Consider the following 19,351-nt stretch of genomic DNA (forward strand, 5'->3'; position numbering starts at 1 on the left):
GTTCAAGCCTGTGTGTCCCTGGTGCCGCTCGTGCCGGGCTTGCGCTTTCAGAAACCGGCGCAAGCCCTGGCAGGCTAGTGCGCGTGCGCGGTCCCGCTGTTGCCGGCCTGTCCCGTCATGGGCAGGTGTTCGGGCGGCATGCCGTCCTTGAACAGTTGACGCAATTGCTGGCGCAGTTCCGGCGTGTCTTGGTGATGGTGTACCGAGACCGCGTGCTCCACGGCAATACCCAATAGCTCTTCCTCGCTGTCGGCCGAGATGGCCACCGAGCAATGCGTGTCGCTTGGGAATTCCCGGCAATCGATGAATTTGCGCGTCATGATCGACTCCTTTCCGAAAAGAGCGGGCACAGCACCCGCTCAATTCAGTATAGGCCGCAATCCGGCTCAGGCTGCGCGGCTGTTGATATCGGCCCCGTGCGCCTGCAAGTGTGTTGGCTGCGCCGCAGCGGGCGAAAAATCGTCGACCTGTATCAAGCCGTCGACCAGGCGCGCATATTCCAGCAAGGTATTGTGCTCCTGGCAGCTGACCGAGCCCGCCGCCTTGGCTGCGGCCAGCCACTGCTGCATGGCGGACAGGCTTTGCGGCAGGTGCCGCAGGGCCGCGCCTTCGGGCGTGTCTTTCAGGCGTTTTTCGATGTGCAGGATGTCGGGCAGCAGGGTCAATGCCTGCTCGGCGCAGGCCACGGGGTCGTTGCTGTCGTTGGCCACATAGCCGTCGGCCAGCAGGCGTTCGCGGTCGGCGCCCGGCGTTTGCAGGGCCAGCGCCACCTCGCTGCCCAGTTCGTCGGATGGCGGACGGTGGGGCAAGCCAAACGGGAACAGCAAGGTGCGCAGCAGCACGGCCAGCACGCGCGCGGGGAAATTGTCGAGCACGCCCGTCAAGCCCTGCTGCGCCTTGACCAGCGCATCTTGCAGCGACCAGTGCACATAGGGCAGGTCGGCCTCGGGCCGGCCATCGTCTTCGTAGCGCTTCAGCACGGACGATGCCAGGTACAGCTGCGCCAGCACGTCGCCCAAGCGGGCGGACAACCGCTCGCGGCGCTTGAGTTCGCCACCGAGCACGAACATCGACATATCCGTCATGACGGCAAACGCCGTCGACAGCCGCGTCAGGGCGCGGTAGTAGGGCATCAGTACAGGCGCGCCGGCATCGGGCACGGCCGCCAGGCGCGCGCCGCCCAGTCCGTACCACAATCCCCTGGCCAGGTTGCCCAGCACAAAGCCGACATGGCCAAAGAAGGCCGTATCGAAATCGCGCAAGGCCTTGCGGCCGTCGCTTTCGCTGACGGCAGCCATTTCCCTGAGCACATACGGATGCGCGCGGATGGCGCCCTGGCCAAAGATGATCAGGCTGCGCGTGAGGATGTTGGCCCCTTCGACCGTGATCGCGATGGGGATTTGCTGGTAGGCGCTGGCCAGGAAATTGTTGGGCCCCACACAAATGCCCTTGCCGCCGAGAATATCCATGCCGTCATTGACGAGCGCGCGGCCCCGTTCCGTGACGTGGTATTTGACGATGGCGGAAATGACGGCCGGCTTTTCGCCCAGGTCGACGGCGTGCGCGGCCAGGGTGCGCGCCGCATCCATCAGGTACAGGTTGGCGCCCATGCGGGCCAGCGCTTCCTGCACCCCTTCGAACTTGCCGATAGGCATGTTGAACTGGCGCCGCACGGCCGCATACGCGCCTGTGCCGCGCACGGCCATCTTGCCCATGCCCACGCTGGACGAGGGCAGCGAAATGGCGCGCCCGGCCGCCAGGCACTCCATCAGCATGCGCCATCCCTTGCCCACTTGCGCCTGGCCACCGATGACCCAGTCGATGGGGATGAACACATCGTTGCCCGACGTGGGGCCGTTCTGGAAAGCGGCGTTCAAGGGATGGTGGCGGCGCCCGATCACCACGCCGTCGTGGCTGGCGGGGATCAGCGCGCAAGTGATGCCCGGTGCATCGTTGTCGGACAGCAGATGCTCGGGGTCGCTGGTCTGGAATGCCAGGCCCAGCAAGGTTGCCACGGGCGCCAGGGTGATGTAACGCTTGTTCCACGTGAGGCGGAAACCGAGGGTAGGGCGCCCTTCATGCATGCCCATGCAGATCACGCCCAGGTCGGGAATGGCGGCCGCGTCGGAACCCGCGTACGGGCTGGTCAGGGCAAAGCAGGGAATCTCGGTGCCGTTGGCCAGGCGTGGCAGATAATGGTTTTTCTGTTTTTCTGTGCCGTAGTGCAGCAGCAGTTCGGCCGGCCCCAGCGAATTGGGCACCATCACGGTTACGGCCAGCGCCGAGCAGCGGCTCGACAGCTTCATCACCACTTGCGAATGCATGTAGGCGGAGAATTGCTTGCCGCCATATTGCTTCGGGATAATCATGCCGAGGAAACCTTGCGCCTTCATGTAGTCCCAGGCTGGGCGCGGCAAATCCTGCGCCTGCTGCGTTTCCCAGTCGTTGACCAGTTCGCACAGCCGCTCGACATCGTGATCGAGAAAATGGCGCTCCTCGGCCGTGAGCGTGGCGCGTCCATAGCGCAGCAGCTTGGGCCAGTCGGGCTTGCCGGAAAACAGGTCTGCATCCCACCACGTGGTACCGGCCTCGAGCGCGTCGCGCTCCGTGTCGGACATCGTCGGCAAAATGCGCTTGAAAAGGGCCAGCAGGTGTGGGGTAATCAGGGCGCGGCGCACGGGGCCGGGCGCGAACAGTACAACCAGGCCCAGCAGGGCCACCACCAGTATGATCGTCAGCATGCGATATCTCCCTGTTATATGACAACAGGATAGGCCGAGATGGCCGATGTTACTGTACGGTACAGCGCATACGCACAACGCCAACCGCAGGGGTTGGCGTTGTGCTGTCAGGCGTGAAGCGTATTAGCGTTGTGGAACGACAATCACCGTGTCGCCCTGTTTGCCCTTGGCGCCCGTGTCGCCTTTGGCGCCTTCATCGCCGGCAGCACCAGCGTCGCCCTTGGCGCCATCGTTGCCTTGCATGCCGCTGTCGCCGGTCTGGCCCGTGGCGCCGGTCGCACCGGTCGCGCCGGCAGGAGCTTCAGCGCCAGTGGCACCCGTCGCGCCGGCAGGACCAGGCGCGCCTGCAGGGCCGGGAACGACTTGTACGACGGTGGGCGCGGGTGGCGCTTCGCGCTGGCAAGCGGTCAAGGCAAGGGTAGAGGCGAGCGCGAGCAATATCAGGGTAGTTTTCATGATGCATCCTTTGGCAGTGTGCCGTTATGTACGGAACGGCTCGACGGCGTCGGGCGCGAGTTTCGCATGGCGGTGTGGCGGGGAGAGCTGACCAGATGGCCGTTGCGCCGTGTCGCGCAGGACGCTGGCGGCGGGAAGGGATGTGGTCTGCCTGCAGCATGGGCTCTTGGGCTGCTGCAGTCCGTTCGTTTGCGTACACAGCGGCGGGGTGGGGGAGGTTTTGTGCAAAGGAAAACAAAAAGCCAACCCGAAGGTTGGCTGAGGATGTTCAAAGCGGGCTGGCAGCTCCCTGATTGATCGTCTGGTGCTGCCTGGCGCGTTTATTTAACGGTGAAACTTTTGTCGTAGCCACCATTCGTACTTGTATATCCTAATGTGTCACGGAACGCTGTCCAGCCAACCACCCATTGCCCCGCTTTGGCGCCTGCGGGTATCGTCACCGTTGAACTGAACGTAGCATGCTTCGCGTCGCCGGATGCCAGCACCCATTTGCTGTCGATGCGTGTTCCGCCGATATCGGCGATGTTGTACCAATAGGGATTGGGCAGGACGTTGAGATTGATCCCGGTGGCATCTGTCACGATGACGGTGGTCGTCACCAGTTGACTTGTCTGGGAGACATCAACGGTGGTGGGATTGACGGTGATGGCTGAAACGGCGGGACCCGATGTGTCGCCGAGTCCATTACTTTGCACGGTGAAACTCTTTTCGTAGCCGCCATTCGTACTCGTATATCCTAATGTGTCACGGAACGCTGTCCAGCCAACCGTCCAGGAGCCGGCTTTGGCGCCTGTGGGTATCGTCACCGTTGAACTGAACGTAGCATGCTTCGCGTCGCCGGAGGCCAGCATCCATTTGCTGTCGATGCGGGTGCCGCCGATATCGGCGACGTTGTACCAATAGGGATTGGGCAGGGCGTTGAGATTGACCCCGGTGGCATCTGTCACGGTCACCGTGGCCGTCACCAGTTGGCTTGCCTGCGAGACGTCAACGGTGGTGGGATTGACGGTGATGGCTGAAACGGCGGGGCCCGACGTGTCGCTGAGTTCATTACTTTGCACGGTGAAACTCTTTTCGTAGCCGCCATTCGTACTCGTATATCCTAATGTGTCACGGAACGCTGTCCAGCCAACCGTCCAGGAGCCGGCTTTGGCGCCTGCGGGGATCGTCACCGTCGAACTGAAGGTGGCATGCTTCGCGTCGCCGTAGGCCAGCACCCATTTGCTATCGATGCGGGTGCCGCCGATATCGGCGATGCTGTGCCAATAGGGGTGGGGCAGGGCGTTGAGATTGATTCCGGTGGCATCTGTCACGGTCACCGTGGCCGTCACGCGTTGGCTTGCCTGCGAGACGTTGACGGTGGCGGGGGTGACAGTGATGGCTGACACGGAGGGTCCCGATGTGTCGACGGCACTGGCGCTGACAGTGACCGTTGCATCCGCACTGCTCGCTTTGCCATCGTTGACGATGAGCTTGGCGACATACAAGCCGGAGGCATCGGCGGTAAAGCTGGTCCTGGCTGCGCTGGCAGAGGACAAGGTGGCCGTACTGTTCGCCGGTTTTTCCGTCAGCATCCAGGCAAACGTCAAGACATCGCCATTGGCATCCGAGCTGGCGCTGCCATCGAGTTCGACCACGCTGCCGGACAAGACATTTTGCGCGTAGCCTGCGTTCGCAACCGGCGCCGCATTGGCTACACTGGCCGTAATGCTGACCGCCGCGGCGTTGCTGCTGACCTTGCCGTCGTTGACGATGACGCTGGCGACATAGGTGCCAGCCACATCCGCCGTAAAAGTGGGCCTGGCGGAGGTCGGCGACAACAAGCTTGCCGTGCTGCCTGCCGGTTTGGATTGCAGGGTCCATGCATAGCTGAGTGTACGGCCGGCATAGGCCGAGCTGGCGCTGGCATCGAGGGTAACGACAGTGCCCGTTACCACGCTTTGTGCCGGCCCGGCCTGGGCGACAGGGGGGACTGCGGCAATATCGGCGATGACTTGCTTGATGGTGTCTGGATTGCTGATCTTGGCCAGCGCGGTCACGACCTGGGTAAGCTGGGCGGCATTGATTTTTATTCTGAGCGCATCGAGAACCCTGTCCTGTGCATCGCCGCCGGCGGGGTTGCCTTGCGTCGCCGCTTTCAAGGGCGTGGAAAGGAAATCAGCGAGCGGGGTCGTGTCGACGACACCGCTCAGTACCGCAGCCACGTCGGCCTGCGCCGCTTTCACCGCAGTGCTATTGATCTTGCTGCCGGCAATAGCGGAGTCAAACGCGGCAAAGAAGACCGCGGGTTCGTTACCCAATACCCGCGCCGTCAGCATTTCGGTCAGTGGCGTGATGTTGGCAGTGGCGGCGTTGCCGCTTCCCAGCACGAGCGTGTGTAATTTCGAACCATCAGCCGGATCGGTGATCTGGAGCAGGCACGGTAGTTGGCCACCGGCGGCGGCAAGGCTGTAGCTGCCGTCGGCCAGCGACGTGGCGTTGCCTGTGCCCGTCTGGCATTTGGCAGTAATCATGGCGCCAGCAATTGCTTTCCCCGTTGCGGCAGTGCCGTTGACGGTTAATTTTGCCGGGTTAGCAGGGGCCGGTGAGGAGCTGCTACCACCGCCACCGCATGCAACGAGCATGCACGAACCAAGCATAATTGCCAAAGTCTTCATCGAATATATCCATTTTCAATTTTTAAAGTGATGCCATGTGGCGTCACGTTCAAACGGCCAAGCTCTTGCCGAAGTCAGTCTGTTAAGGGAAATTATATATCTTTAAGCAATATTTTATGCCTTGAAATTGAAGGCTATGCACTTGAAGGGGCGTAGGGATGTATTTTTTCATGTGGCGCGCAGCGCTGCGCGGCTTGCAGCGTGACTGGCGACAGGCTGGACGCGAGCAATTCAGCAAACAAAAAAGCCAACCCGAAGGTTGGCTTTTTGCTATGTGCTGCTGAATTCTTGGTGGCCCGGGGCGGAATCGAACCACCGACACAAGGATTTTCAATCCTCTGCTCTACCGACTGAGCTACCAGGCCAAGGCGGCGAATTATAGCAGAAAGACTTTCTACCTGACCAGAGCTAGCTGTGTTCAAATGCAACAGATGGCCAAAACATGGTGTTTTGGCATCCTTGTATGACCCGAAGGGATGTGGCGATGCAGCGACGTATTGGAGTGCAGGGCCTGGCGGTGGCGGGCTTGTTCAGTTTGTTGTGCGGTGCGGCGCGGGCCGACGGGCTGGCCGATCTGACTGCGGCGCTGGCCCGATTGCAGGGCCAGATGCCGATCAAGGCGCAGGTGGAATCGAAAAGCTGGCGCCGTGAGGGCGAGGGCAAGGCGGCGGAAGAGGATAGCGGCCAGGCCACCGTCACTGTCGAGGGTGGGCCAGCGGGCTTGCAAGTGCTTTACGGCAAGGACCTGCTGGCGAAAGTGGAAGCCGAGCAGCGCGCCAGGGTAAAGGATCCGAAGGTGAAGACGCCGATCGGCTTTGCGCTGGGAGAAATGAAGGCGACGGAGCTGCGTTCCATGGTGTCGGCGGCGGATGCCTTGTCGCGCGAGATCGAGGAAGCCGTGTTCAGCAGTGAAAAGATGGATAGCTACAAGGGCAAGCCGGCGCGCCTGCTCAGCTTTACTTTGTCGCTCGACAAGGTGCCTGAGAAAGACCGCAAGTATGTGAAGAAGTTCGAAGGCGGCATCGAGGTGTGGATCGCCGCGGACGGCACGCCGCTGGCCAGCCATTTCCACTTTGACGTGAGCGGGCGCGCCTTTGTCGTCGTCAGCTTTACGCAAAAGTCGGACGAGACGCGCCAGTATGGCGTCAGCGGCGACCATTTATTGTTGCTGCGCAAGGAGAGCAAAAACACCACCTCAGGCGCGGGCGAGAGGGTGGAGAGCAAGATCGTCAAGACCTTGCAATTGCAATCCTGACGTGTTGCCGGCACATTCGATTACATGGCGGCGTTGCCGCCCATGGCGCTCTTTTGCAGCACGCAGCGTCCCGCTTCGCAGGTGGCGCCCGGGTCCGTGACGATGGAGCAGGTCGACATCATGCCGTCCGCTTGCTGCTGCTTGCGGCTGGCCTCGGCTTGCGCCTGGGCCAGTGCCTTGAGCTTCTTGCCGTCATTGCCCTTGCTGGACCATGCCAGGTAGCGCTCGGGGCCGCCGCAAGCCTTGGCGCCGATCGCGATGGTCTGACATTGCTGGGTGGAATCGCAGGCGGCGGTGCCCACTTCCGCCTGGATTTGCGCCAGCAAGCCGGCATTGCCGGGGGCGGGCGGCGCATCATCTTGCGTGGGGGCGCTGCCGCAGGCGCTGGCGGCCAGCAGCAGGAAGCTGGCGCACGTGGCGCGCAACAGGGCGGAGTAGGTAGGCGTTTTCATGCCTTCATCATGTGCCACGCTTGCGTAAATGGCAAGCGCGATTCGCACTTGGCCAGAACCTTGATCCCGGTCATTTCCATTGTCAACCCGTCAAAGTTAATATAAATCAACATCCAATCAGCGATGTACGGGTGGCGACCGGGCCGGCGCGCTGCATTCCCGCGCCGGCGCGCGCCGCCGATTCGGGAATGTTTCCAGGAGTTAGACTATGCGCCGCACCATGTCCCCCTTCTTCTTCATCGCCAGCCTCGCTCTCAGTGGCGCGTTGCACGCCGCCAGCAAGGAGCCGATCCAGCCCATCACCGCCGCCAAGGCGGCCAATCCAGAGATGGTCGAGCTAGGCAAGAAACTGTTTTTCGATCCGCGCCTGTCGCGCTCGGGCTTTATTTCCTGCAACAGCTGCCATAACCTGAGCATGGGCGGCACGGACAATATCAAGACCTCGATCGGCCACAACTGGCAGCGCGGGCCCATCAATTCACCCACAGTACTTAATTCCAGCATGAACGTGGCGCAATTCTGGGATGGCCGCGCCAAGGATTTGCAGGAGCAGGCGGGCGGCCCCATCGCCAATCCGGGCGAGATGGCTTTTACGCACGAGCTGGCCATCGACGTGCTGGCCTCGATTCCCGCTTACCGCGCGGAGTTCAGGCAAGTGTTTGGCCAGGACAAGCTGACCATCGAGCAAGTCACGCGCGCCATCGCCGCCTTTGAAGAGGTGCTGGTGACGCCCGGTTCCCGTTTCGACCAATGGCTGTCGGGTAAGAAAAGCGCGTTGACGAAAGACGAACTGGCCGGCTACCAGCTGTTCAAGTCGAGCGGCTGCATCGCCTGCCATAACGGCCCAGCCGTGGGCGGCAAAACTTTCCAGAAGATGGGCGTGGTGGAACCGTACAAGACGGCGATGACGGCTGAAGGGCGCTCGGCCGTGACGGGCAAGGATGCGGACCGCTTCAATTTCAAGGTGCCGACCCTGCGCAACGTGGAGCTGACGTATCCGTACTTCCACGATGGCGAAGCGGCGACCCTGACGCAGGCCGTCGACGTGATGGGCCGCTTGCAGCTGGGCCGCACGTTTACGCCCGACGAAAACGCCAAACTGGTGGCCTTCCTGAAAACCCTGACGGGCAAGCAGCCGCATATCGTGCTGCCGATCCTGCCGCCATCGTCGGATACGACGCCGCGGCCGGTGCCGTTTGACTGAGTGAGTGTGGTGTCGGATTACGCCCTTGCGGGCTAATCCGACCTACTCTCTCCGGCGTAGGTCGGATTAGCGGCGTAGCCGCGTAACCCGACATTCTGATATCGCTTACTTCAACGTACGCTGGAACAATTGATAGATGCGGCGGTACTCGTCATACCACGCTTCCGGCTGCACGAAACCGTGGCGCTCCATCGGGTAGCTGGCCATTTCCCAGTTGTCCTTTTTCAGCTCGATCAGACGCTGCGACAGGCGCACGGAGTCCTGGTAAAACACGTTGTCGTCGATCATGCCGTGGGCGATCAGCAGGTTGCCCGTCAGTTTGTCCGCGTATTCGATCGGCGACGAGATTTTATACGCTTGAGGATCGATGTCCGGCGTGTTCAGGATATTCGCCGTGTACTCGTGGTTGTACGTCGTCCAGTCCGTCACGGGGCGCAGGGCGGCGCCCGATTTGAAGATGTCCGGCGCGCGCATCAGGGCCATCAGGCTCATGAAACCGCCATAGCTGCCGCCATAGATGCCCACGTTCTGGATATCGCCCTGGTGCTGCTGCGCCAGCCAGTTTGCGCCATCGATAAAATCTTCCAGTTCCGGGTGGCCCATCTGGCGGTAGATGGCCGTGCGCCAGGCGCTGCCGTAGCCGAGCGAAGCGCGGTAGTCGACGTCGAGCACGATGTAGCCTTGCTCGACGAGCAGGTTGTGGAACATCTGTTCGCGGAAATACACGGGATAGCGCTCGGTCACATTCTGCAGGTAGCCGGCGCCGTGCGCGAACATGACGATCGGATAGCGCTTGCCAGCTTCCAGCTGTTTTGGCCGGTACAGCTTGGCCCAGATGGGCGCCGCGCCATGCGTGGATGGCACTTGTACCAGTTCCGGCATGACCCAGTTGCGCGCCTTGAAGGCGTCTCTGCGTGTATCGGTCAGGATGTTCGCCTTGCCGCCAGAGACAGAAACGGTGGCCAGCTGGGCCGGCATATAGCTGGTGGAATAGCGCAGCAGCAGCTTGCCGTTGTCGGGCGACAGGCCGAAGTTTTCCACGCCTTTCAGATTCGTGACTTCGCGCGCCCCGCCATCCCTGGCCGTGCTGGCGCACACTTCATACGTGCCTGGCGCCTGTCGGTTGCACATGAAATAGGCATTCTTGCCGTCGCGGCTCCACTCGACGGCGCTCACTTCCCACTGGCCGCTGGTCAGTGCGCGCGCCGGAGCCGCGCCCTGTTTCGTGTACAGGTGGGCGTAGCCGCTTTCCTCGGACAGATACCACAAGGTGGCGTTGTCTGGCAGCCAGCCGAATTCCTCGGCGCGGCGGTTGACCCAGGCCGTATCGCTGATGCGGTGCACGGGCACGAGGGCGCCGTTGGCCAGGTCGACGCTGGCGAGCCAGCCGTCCTTGTTGTCGATGGCGCGGATGCGCACGGCGGCCTTGCTGCCGTCATCGGTCCAGGCGATGCCGTCGCGCTGGGCGTCGATGCGTACGGCACGGTTGCCTTTCAACGGCGGCAGCTTCTGTTCCGCGCGCAAGGCTGCCAGCGGGTCGGTGGCGATACCGGGCAGGCTGTCAAAGGCGATCTCGCGCACCTGGCCCGTGCGCAGGTCCGCCAGTTTCAGGCTTTGCGCGATCGGCATGTTGCGGCCCACGCGCGTGCGTTCGTCGTCCGCTTCCGGATAGCCCGTTTCCGTGACGTAGCGGGCCAGTTTGCCCAGCTTGCCTTTTTCGGCAGCTTTATCCTGCGTGACGAACAGCAGCCAGCGGCCGTCCGGCGACAGGGCGCTGCCGGAAATCGTCACTTTCTCGCCCAGGTAGATCGGTTCCGGCGCGCGCGTGGCGTCGAGGCGGCGCTCTTCATGGCGGCGTTCGCGGTTCGCGTCGCGGTCTTCCTTCTGGCGCGCCAGGTTGACGATCAGGCGCAGCTGCAGTTCGCGCAGGGCGTCCGCTTCCGGCTTGGCGTCCGGGTCCTTGGCCGCGCGCAGCAGGGCGACGGGGGCGCTCAGGCGATCAAGACGGCTCCAGCTGAACCAGTCGGTGCCGCTGCGGTATTGCACGGCGCCGCCGTCGCTGGAATATTGCGGGTCGCTGATGGCCGTCACACCGCGCGTGATTTGCGTCAGGGCGCCGTTTTTCAGGTCGCGCTCGAACAAGTCGCCGTTGCGCAGCAGGATGGCGCGCGTGCCGGCCCGGTTGACGACCATCTGCTGGCCATCGAGGTTAGCCAGCTGCGCATCGTCGACCTTCTTGCCGCTATTGAGCTTGGCGTTCGCGCCTGGTAATTGATAGGTGTCGCGCAGGGGCGAGCCGAGGCGTTTTTGCTTGTAGTAGAGCTGGCCATTCCAGCCCCACCATGCCGCTTCGACGGGTGTGCCAATCCAGTCGGGATCGGCCATGGCCTGGTCCAAGGTGATCGGCGTGGGCGCGGTGGCGGTGGAGGAAGGGGCCGCATGCGCGGCGGGCAGCAAAGAGAGCAGCAGGAGCGGCAGCAGGGGAAGAACCAGACGCATCGGGGATCACTTTAATCAAAGGGGATGATGAAGGTACAGGCTATGAGGCCGGTATTCTAGCGGAGGAGTTGCGTGCAGGAAATGTCGGAAAGCTAAGCCTGGTGCCGGGCCAGCCAGGCGAGAAAGTCGGCGAGCGGCATCGGCCGCGCATACAGGAAGCCCTGCAAGCCGTCGCAATCGTGGGCGATGAGGAAGTCTGCCTGCTCCTGCGTTTCCACGCCTTCGGCCACGACGCGCAAGCCCAGATGGCGCGCCATGGCCAGGATCGCTTGCACGATGGCCGTGTCGCGCGCATCGTGCGGCGTGTCGTCGATGAAGCGCTTGTCGATTTTGAGTTCATACAGCGGCATCGAGGTCAGGTAGGCGAGGCTGGAATAGCCGGTGCCGAAATCGTCGATGGAAAAGCGGATGCCCAGGTCCGCCAGTTCGCGCATGCGCGCCAACGAGGCGTCGCGCTGGTCGATCAGCAAACCCTCCGTCAATTCCAGGATCAGGGCGCCGGCCGGCGTGCCGTGTTCGGCAAGCGCCGCCTGCACGCGGGAAGCGAAATCGGGCTGGCGAAACTGGGCCGGGCTGACGTTCACGGACAGGGCGACGGGCGATCCCGCCTGCGCCAGCACCCTGGCGGCGCGGCATGCTTCGCGCAGCGCCCAGTGGCCCAGCTTGACGATCAGCCCCGATTCCTCGGCGATGGGAATGAAGATATCCGGCGCGATGTACGTGCCGTCCGCCTGCGGCCAGCGCATCAGCAATTCGGCGCCCGTGACCCGGCCGTGACGGTCGACCTGCGGCTGCACGTGCATGCATAACACATGGTCATCGAGGGCGCGCGCCAGCGCCCGTTCCAGGGTCAGCCGGCGCTCCACGCCCGCCTGCATGGCCGCTTCAAAGAAGGCGATGCCGTTGCGCCCTTCGGCCTTGGCGCGGTACATGGCGATGTCCGCTTCGCGCAGCAGGTCGTGCGCCTGCTGCTCCATTTTCGGCAGCAGGGTCACGCCGATGCTGGCGCTGCAATGATAGGACTGCGCGCCGATCTCGAAGTCGCGCGCGATGGCGGCGCGGATTTTCTCGGCTACCTGGGCCGCGGCGCGCGCGGCGCTGTCCAGGTCATCGGCCAGGTGCGCCAGCAGCACGACGAATTCATCGCCGCCGATGCGCGCCACTGTGTCGGCCTTGCGCATCAGCTGCGCCAGCCGTTCGCCCGCCAGGCGCAGCAGCGCGTCGCCGGTGGCGTGGCCGCGCGCGTCGTTGATGTGCTTGAAGTGGTCGAGGTCGATGAACATCAGCGCACTGATGGTATGGTTGCGCGGCGCGGCGGCCAGCAAGTGGCCGATGCGGTCCATCAGCAGGCGCCGGTTGGGCAAGCCCGTCAGCACGTCATAGAAAGCCAGGCGGTGGATGTCCGCTTCCGATTTCTTGCGCTCGTCGATTTCGCGCTCGACGGCCACCCAGTGCGTCTGCCTGCCGTCCGCATCCGTAAACGGCACCAGTTCCGCCTCGACCCAGTACGCCTTGCCGGCCTTGTTGTAATTCAGTAATTCCGCCCTGGCTGGCTGGGCGCGGGCCATGGCGGCGGCGACGCGCGCCAGTTCGTCCGCATCCGTGGCGGGGCCTTGCTGGAACAGCAGGCTGCGGCCCAGCACTTCGGCGCGCGCATAGCCGCTGCTGCGCTCGAAGGCATCGTTGACGAAGATGATGCGCGTGGCGGGCACCGTACCCGCGCCTAACGCGGTATCGGCCACTTCGGCGATCATCACCATGTCGTTCAGGCGGGCCAGCGCCGTGGCCGTCAAGCGCAGGTCGGCGTTCAGCTGCGACAGGGCCTGGCTGCTGCGTTCCAGGTGGCGCAGCAGGAAGGCGCAGGACAGGGTCAGTACGGCGGCGATGAACAGGAAGTTCAGGGCCACGATCAGCGCGCGCAGCACGGGCGAATCGGGCACGCCGCGCAATTGCAGCTCCACGTCGGGATGCAGGCCGAGCAGAAAGATGGTCAGCGACGTCAGGGCCAGGGTCGACAAGGCTGGCCGCATGCCCAGCAGCAGGGCCGCCAGCACGGGCATGAGCATCATGTAGATCTGGCTGACGGGGCCGATTTTCATCAGCAGGCCCACGCCCACCAGATAGGCGACGATGAGGAATTGCCACACGCGCCAGCGGTAGGGCATGGCGCGCAGATGCCAGATGAGGCCGATCCAGCCGATGGCCAGCAAGTCGAGGGCGACTATGGACCAGATAGCTTCGCGCGCGGCCAGCAGGGCGCTGGGAATGGCAGTGACGATGCCCAGCAGCAGCACCGCCTGCAGCAGGCGCGCAAAAATCTGTCCGCGCCAGTGCGCGAGATCGTTTGACGCGGCCACGCTGCCGTCCTTTCCCCAGGGAGCTCTGCTGCCGAGCTGAGCAGTATGGTAAAAATATTACGCGGTATCTTTCAGCATGTCATCTTGATCATTCGGCATGATTGACGGCGCGACCACAAGGCGCATAGGGCCGCCTAGTCCGTTTGCGCCGTGGGCCAGTAGTGGCTATCGGGCATGTCGCGCGCGCCGAAGATGGCCTGGCCGACGCGCACGACGGTGGCGCCTTCTTCGATGGCAATTTCATAATCGCCGGACATGCCCATCGACAGCTCGTCGAGGCTGACGCCATCGGGGGCGCCCTGGCGCAACCGGTCGCGCAATTCGCGCAGCAGCACGAAGCAGCGGCGCACGCGCACGGCTTCCGCCGACAACAGGGCCAGGGTCATGAGCCCGCGCACGCGCAGCGACGGGAAGGCGGACAGCTGGCGAAGGAAGGCGGCCACCTCGTCCGGCGGCAAGCCGTACTTGCTGGCTTCTCCCGAGGTGTTTACTTGCACGAACACATCGAGCCCGCGCCCTTCCGCTTGCAGGCGCCGTTCCAGTGCCTCGGCCACGCGCAGGCTGTCGAGCGCCTGGAATTCGCTGGCAAAGCGCGCCACCAGCTTGGCCTTGTTGGTCTGCAAATGGCCGATCACCGACCATTGCAGGTCGGCCAGGTCCGCCATCGCTTCCCATTTGCGGCCCGCCTCCTGCGGCTTGTTTTCTCCCAGCATGCGGCAACCGGCGGCGTAGGCCAGGCGCAGGCTCGCCTCGGGCTTGGTCTTGCTGACCGGCAGCAGGCGCACGCCGGCCGGATCGCGTCCGACCCGCTGGCAGGCGGCGGCCATGCGCGCGTGGACTTCTGCCAGGTTGCGGCGGAAGTCGTCCACCGACACGGCTTGCGGCCAGCGCCCATGCCGCTCATGCATGGTGGGGGTGAGCAGGGGAGTGTCTGTGTTCATGTGTCAGCCTTGTGTTCGCCTTTAGCGGCAGCAGTCGCGGGAGTGGTGTATTATTGTCCTATGCCAAAATATATCATGTCTGAGACTATCGTGAAGATTGCCGGGAAAACCGCCGCGGAACTGTTCGATAGCATCCGCGCGCTGACGCAGGCGGGCGAGTTGCTGCCGGGCCAGGAGCTGCCGACCGTGCGCGAGCTGGCCGCGACCCTGGGAGTCAACCGCAATACCGTGTCGCTGGCTTACCAGCGCCTGGTGACGGCCGGGATCGCGGTCACGCAAGGGCGTTTGGGTACGGCCATTCGCGCGCAGCGCGATCCCGGCGAGCAGGAAGGCTTGCTGCCCGGCTCGCCGCTGGCCGACCTGGGCGGCGGCAATCCGAACCTGGCCTGGCTGCCTGACGTTGGCGCGGCCCTGGCGCGCAAGCCATACCGCCCGCGCCTGTATGGCGAAGCCACCGTGGACCGGGAGCTGGAAGTGCTGGCGCGGCGCTGGCTGGCCGGCGATTGCCCCGAAGGCCACGACATCACCGTGACGAATGGGGCCGTCGATGCGGTCGAGCGCCTCCTGGGGGCGTACCTGGCCGCAGGCGACAAGGTAGCCGTGGAAGACCCGTGCTTCGTCAGCAGCATCAACACCTTGCGCATCGCCGGACTGCACGCCGTTGGCGTGGCCGTCGATGCCGAGGGCATGCAGGCCGGGGCGCTGGAACGGGCGCTGGCGCAAGGCGCGCAAGCCGTCATCGTGACGCCGCGCGCGCACAATCCCACCGGCTGCAGCCTGAGCGCGGCGCGCGCGGATCAGCTGCGCGCCGTGCTGGCCGCCTACCCGCACGTGCTGGTCATCGTCGACGACCATTTCTCGCTGTTGTCCACGGCCGGCTACCAGGACGTGATTCCCCCTGCTGCCCGGCGCTGGGCGCTGATCCGTTCCGTGTCGAAGATCTTCGGCCCCGACCTGCGCCTGGCCGTTGTCGCCAGCGACGGGCAGACGGCCCAGCGTTTGCGCTTGCGACTGGCGCCCGGCACGAACTGGGTCAGCCATCTTTTGCAGGATGCCGTGAGCGCCTGCCTGTCGTCGTCCGACGTGTCCGCGCAGGTGGTCCTGGCCCGCGCCGACTATGCGCGCCGACGCGACATGGTGGCGGCGGCGCTGGCGGCGCAAGGCCTGGTCTGCGCCAGTCCCGCCGATGGCCTGAACCTGTGGCTGCCGCTGCCAAGTAACAGCCAGGCGGCCGTGCTGGCGCTGGCCCGGCATGGCTGGCTGGTGCGCGGCGGCGAAGCCTTCGGCGTGCAGGCGCCGGCGCAGGGATTGCGGATCACCGTGTCGACCATCGATGACGCGGGCGCACAGGCGTTCGCCGCGGTGCTGGCCCAGGTGCTGGGCCGGCCATAGTTTTTTAATTACTCGCTACAGAAGGGGAAGATCATGAAAGTCCATTTCGTTGTGCATGAAGCATTCGAGGCGCCGGGCGCCTATGAAACCTGGGTGCGTGAACGGGGCCACGAGGCCACGTATTCCCGCGTTTATGCCCATGAGCCGCTGCCCGTTTCCATCGCGGACATCGACCTGCTGGTCGTCATGGGCGGGCCGCAGTCGCCGTCGACGACGCGCGAGGAGTGTCCGCATTTCGACGCCGCGGCCGAACAGGCCCTGATAGCCGCATGCGCTGCGGCGGGCAAGGCGGTGGTCGGCGTTTGCCTGGGTGCGCAACTGATCGGCGCGGCCTTGGGAGCGCCGCATGCGCACAGCCCTGAAAAGGAAATCGGCAAGTTCCCCATCATGCTGACGGCGGACGGAAAGGCGAGCGACAAGTTCGCGCATTTCGGCAATGTTCTGGAAACCGGGCATTGGCACAGCGACATGCCGGGCCTGACGGACAGCGGGAAGGTCATCGCCTATAGCGAAGGCTGCCCGCGCCAGATCGTCGAATACGGCAATCTGGTGTACGGCTTCCAGTGCCATATGGAGTTCACGCCGGAGGTGGTCGACCTGCTGATCGCCGCGTCGGAAGCAGAACTGGCCACGCTCACGTCGCACCGCTTCGTGCAGCAGCCAGCGATCCTGCGCGCCCACGACTGGCAAGCGATGAACGGCCAGCTGTTTGTTTTCCTCGACCGGCTGATGCAGGCTTACGCGGCGCCATAAAAAACGCCAGCATGATGCTGGCGTTGCGGGGACAGGCAGGCGAGGCGCTTATTTCTTCGGCGCGCTCAGGCATTCCTTCATGAACGCCTTGCGGGCGTCGCCCTTCATGTCCTTGGCGTCGACATTGCACGCTTTCATCTTGTTTTGCTGCGTCATGGCCGGCGCCGGCTTGGCGCTCAGGCATTCCTTCATGAAGGCCTTGCGCTCATCGCCTTTCTTGCCGGCGGCATCCGCATTGCAGGTCGTCATTTTCGACTGTTGGGCCGTCTTGGCGACGGGCGCCGCTTCCGGTGCGGCGGCAAAGGCGGTGCTGGCAAACGCGGCGGCGATGCAGAGGGCGATGAATTGTTTCATGGTAAATCCTTTAGGCGCAGTCGGTGGAAGGGGACATGCAAGCGGCAGGCAATGCCGGTATGCAGAACGTAACTAACTATATGACATTTATCAACAAAATTTCCACTCGAGTGTGTCTTTTTGTTACTGACAGGCACAAGGCGCCCGCTGGCTGGCCCGGGCAGCCATGTTGCGGCGGCAGTGCCCCTGTTTTTTGCTATGCTAGCGACTTTCCACCGGCCGATGCCGCTGCCTTGGCCGGCGCACCCTCAATACGGAGTAGTTATGGTCTCGTTGCAAGAGCAGTTTTTAAAGGCCGGCCTGGTCGACAAGAAGAAGGTTAAGCTGGCCAACCAGGACAAGAGCAAGCAAAAAAAGGACGAGCGCAAGAGCGGCACGCAAAGTGTCGACGAGGTGCGCCTGGCCGCGCTCGAGACGCAGCGCAAGAACGCGGAACGCGCGCGCGAACTGAATGCCCAGCGCGACGCGGCCGCCAACCAGAAAGCCATCGTGGCGCAGATCGCGCAAATGGTGCAAAAGAACCGCCAGAGCAAGGGCAACAACGGCGACGTGCCGTATAACTTCACGTTCAACAACAAGATCGAGCGCATCTACGTGACGGCGGCCGTGCAAGCCCATCTGGTGGCGGGCCGTCTGGTGATCGTCTGCCTGGGCGGCGCCGTGGAACTGGTGCCGCGCATCATCGCCGACAAGATCGCCGAACGCGACCCCGCCATCGTCGTGCGCGTCAAGCAGGCCAGCACCGAAGTGGATGAGGATGATCCGTACGCGGCGTTCCAGATTCCTGATGATTTGATGTGGTGAGAACGATGTGTGGCTGGCCGCAGGCGGCCGCCTTGCGTGTTGAGAACGCCAACCTTCGGGTTGGCTTTTTTTTGCATTAATTCGGTGCGACAGGCAGGCCAAATCCCGCAGGTAATCGCCCCAGAATGTCGCCAGTGATGCCGGAGTAAAAAATGATGCCGGCCATATTGCCGGCAAGGTAAATGCTTTGTATTGTTTTCATGTCCGTTCTGTCCGGAGTAAACTCGGACCGGTAGAAATCATAGACCAGGTAAGGCGCCGCCACTTTCATCACGAGCAGCGCCTTCAAGACGGGTAGCTCTTTTTCCGCGACGGCATTTTCCATCGTCAACTGGACTACTGGTTTCTTGTTAGATTGAAAATTGTCACGCTGAAAATCCAGGAACGGGATGCGATTGACTGCAATGCCCAGCCTTGCCGTGTCGGTTTCTTCGATGGGGTATTTTGCGCGATAGCTGCCAGGCCCCTTGTACGGACCTTTTGATTTCAGTTTGGAACTCAATTGAAATTGATCCAGGCCCTTGTATCGCAGTTTGTTGAGGTCGTAGTCAGGAGCGCCGATACCATTGAGCTCAAAAGAGTAAGGCAAGACAAAGAGCTTTACTTTTCCCGTATTCGCATTGAATTCATAGCTGATGGCATTTGAAGATTGTGCGTTATTCTTGACCGGGGTCACCAAGGCAAACAAGTCATTCAAGCTTGAGTTGCCGATGATTTTCTCATCCAGGGCAGCGGTCTTTCTACGCTGATAATCAGCCGTCGATTCGAATTCCCCTTTTTTGTCGGCCAAGAATTTTTGTATGGCGGTCACGGCGAGGCCAAGCGGCAAGCCGGGGTAGTCGGGATCAATGCGGCCGCTTGCCAGCATCTGCATGGAAAACGTCGACGCTGCCAGCCTTTTTTCCCATGGCCTGAGTGGGATTGCGCGCCGAGGTTCCTGCTGCGTGGCGCTTGAAGACGTTGTCACCTGTGCTGCGACTTGCGCAGGCTGCGCCATCCCGGTACTGGCAAGGGCACTGGCAACAGCCAGTAATAAACATTGTTTCACGGTCATGTTCCTTGATACGGGCGTTAATCTTTGATTAATCTTAACATGTTCCCGTGGGGAAAATCCTGTGTCAGGAATGCCGGCGTCTTGTGCAATGGTGCCGGATGATGAGCTGGGAGGGAATGTGACGGCGCCACAAACAAAAACGCCACCCGAAGGTGGCGTTTTTGATAGGTGCTGCTGAATTCTTGGTGGCCCGGGGCGGAATCGAACCACCGACACAAGGATTTTCAATCCTCTGCTCTACCGACTGAGCTACCAGGCCAAGGTGGCGAATTATAGCAGACCAAAACGGGAATGCAAGAGCCGGCGACGACTTTTCCCGGATTTCCTGCATGGGCATCAGCTTACTTGCCTGTAGATCAAATATGATTTGATATAAACGGTATTTTTCTCAACAAAAGATGGGCGCATAGTGTCGTCATCGACATGTATTTG

General features: G+C 62.7%; 15 protein-coding genes and 2 tRNA genes. 5 read left to right on the plus strand and 12 right to left on the minus strand.

Going from position 1 to position 19,351, the window contains the following annotated elements; genetic code table 11:
- Nucleotides 1-74: 74 nt before the first annotated feature.
- From SKZ59_RS15685 to SKZ59_RS15705, 5 genes are all read right to left on the minus strand, one after another.
- A complete protein-coding gene (locus SKZ59_RS15685; protein ID WP_034753516.1) occupies nucleotides 75-320 on the minus strand; it encodes a DUF1059 domain-containing protein in 246 nt (81 codons plus the stop codon).
- Nucleotides 321-386: 66 nt separating this feature from the next.
- Entirely contained in the window at nucleotides 387-2,831 is a 2,445-nt protein-coding gene (locus SKZ59_RS15690) for an acyl-CoA dehydrogenase (RefSeq protein WP_413774561.1), read from the minus strand.
- A gap of 33 nt (nucleotides 2,832-2,864) precedes the next feature.
- On the minus strand, nucleotides 2,865-3,197 hold the full coding sequence (locus SKZ59_RS15695) for a hypothetical protein (protein WP_034753517.1): 333 nt from the start codon (nucleotides 3,195-3,197) through the stop codon (nucleotides 2,865-2,867).
- Nucleotides 3,198-3,517: 320 nt separating this feature from the next.
- Nucleotides 3,518-5,854, minus strand: a complete 2,337-nt coding sequence (locus SKZ59_RS15700) for a PKD domain-containing protein (RefSeq protein WP_319992268.1) — start codon at nucleotides 5,852-5,854, stop codon at nucleotides 3,518-3,520.
- A 289-nt stretch (nucleotides 5,855-6,143) separates the two neighbouring features.
- Nucleotides 6,144-6,219 (minus strand) — tRNA-Phe (locus SKZ59_RS15705).
- A 119-nt stretch (nucleotides 6,220-6,338) separates the two neighbouring features.
- On the opposite strand from SKZ59_RS15705, the gene SKZ59_RS15710 reads away from it, so the two are divergent.
- On the plus strand, nucleotides 6,339-7,109 hold the full coding sequence (locus SKZ59_RS15710) for a hypothetical protein (protein ID WP_319992269.1): 771 nt from the start codon (nucleotides 6,339-6,341) through the stop codon (nucleotides 7,107-7,109).
- Between the two features lie 20 nt (nucleotides 7,110-7,129).
- Here the strand turns inward: SKZ59_RS15710 and SKZ59_RS15715 are convergent, their stop codons facing one another.
- Nucleotides 7,130-7,561, minus strand: a complete 432-nt coding sequence (locus SKZ59_RS15715) for a hypothetical protein (RefSeq protein WP_072457145.1) — start codon at nucleotides 7,559-7,561, stop codon at nucleotides 7,130-7,132.
- Nucleotides 7,562-7,781: 220 nt separating this feature from the next.
- Here SKZ59_RS15715 and SKZ59_RS15720 point away from each other — a divergent pair, with 220 nt between their 5' ends.
- A complete protein-coding gene (locus SKZ59_RS15720) occupies nucleotides 7,782-8,765 on the plus strand; it encodes a cytochrome-c peroxidase (protein ID WP_319992298.1) in 984 nt (327 codons plus the stop codon).
- A 105-nt stretch (nucleotides 8,766-8,870) separates the two neighbouring features.
- Here the strand turns inward: SKZ59_RS15720 and SKZ59_RS15725 are convergent, their stop codons facing one another.
- From SKZ59_RS15725 to SKZ59_RS15735, 3 genes are all read right to left on the minus strand, one after another.
- Nucleotides 8,871-11,264: a S9 family peptidase gene (locus tag SKZ59_RS15725; protein WP_319992270.1), complete on the minus strand. Its 2,394-nt coding sequence runs from the start codon at nucleotides 11,262-11,264 to the stop codon at nucleotides 8,871-8,873.
- A gap of 92 nt (nucleotides 11,265-11,356) precedes the next feature.
- A complete protein-coding gene (locus tag SKZ59_RS15730) occupies nucleotides 11,357-13,621 on the minus strand; it encodes a putative bifunctional diguanylate cyclase/phosphodiesterase (protein WP_319992271.1) in 2,265 nt (754 codons plus the stop codon).
- 134 nt (nucleotides 13,622-13,755) lie between these two features.
- Nucleotides 13,756-14,562: a YggS family pyridoxal phosphate-dependent enzyme gene (locus tag SKZ59_RS15735; RefSeq protein ID WP_319992272.1), complete on the minus strand. Its 807-nt coding sequence runs from the start codon at nucleotides 14,560-14,562 to the stop codon at nucleotides 13,756-13,758.
- Nucleotides 14,563-14,652: 90 nt separating this feature from the next.
- Here SKZ59_RS15735 and ptsJ point away from each other — a divergent pair, with 90 nt between their 5' ends.
- Nucleotides 14,653-15,954 (plus strand): transcriptional regulator PtsJ, encoded by a 1,302-nt coding sequence (gene ptsJ, locus SKZ59_RS15740; RefSeq protein ID WP_319992299.1) that lies wholly within the window; start codon nucleotides 14,653-14,655, stop codon nucleotides 15,952-15,954.
- Between the two features lie 33 nt (nucleotides 15,955-15,987).
- Nucleotides 15,988-16,707, plus strand: coding sequence for a glutamine amidotransferase-related protein (locus SKZ59_RS15745; RefSeq protein WP_319992273.1), 720 nt, complete (start codon nucleotides 15,988-15,990; stop codon nucleotides 16,705-16,707).
- 48 nt (nucleotides 16,708-16,755) lie between these two features.
- Here the strand turns inward: SKZ59_RS15745 and SKZ59_RS15750 are convergent, their stop codons facing one another.
- On the minus strand, nucleotides 16,756-17,061 hold the full coding sequence (locus SKZ59_RS15750) for a PsiF family protein (protein ID WP_034753527.1): 306 nt from the start codon (nucleotides 17,059-17,061) through the stop codon (nucleotides 16,756-16,758).
- Nucleotides 17,062-17,325: 264 nt separating this feature from the next.
- Here SKZ59_RS15750 and SKZ59_RS15755 point away from each other — a divergent pair, with 264 nt between their 5' ends.
- On the plus strand, nucleotides 17,326-17,865 hold the full coding sequence (locus SKZ59_RS15755; protein ID WP_034753528.1) for a DUF2058 domain-containing protein: 540 nt from the start codon (nucleotides 17,326-17,328) through the stop codon (nucleotides 17,863-17,865).
- A gap of 76 nt (nucleotides 17,866-17,941) precedes the next feature.
- Here the strand turns inward: SKZ59_RS15755 and SKZ59_RS15760 are convergent, their stop codons facing one another.
- Both SKZ59_RS15760 and SKZ59_RS15765 read right to left on the minus strand, forming a co-directional pair.
- Nucleotides 17,942-18,919 (minus strand): hypothetical protein, encoded by a 978-nt coding sequence (locus tag SKZ59_RS15760; RefSeq protein ID WP_152546482.1) that lies wholly within the window; start codon nucleotides 18,917-18,919, stop codon nucleotides 17,942-17,944.
- A gap of 183 nt (nucleotides 18,920-19,102) precedes the next feature.
- Nucleotides 19,103-19,178, minus strand: a tRNA-Phe gene (locus SKZ59_RS15765).
- Nucleotides 19,179-19,351: the final 173 nt, after the last annotated feature.

This window comes from Janthinobacterium sp. GMG2, assembly GCF_033949445.1.
Taxonomy (GTDB): Bacteria; Pseudomonadota; Gammaproteobacteria; order Burkholderiales; family Burkholderiaceae_D; genus Janthinobacterium; species Janthinobacterium aestuarii.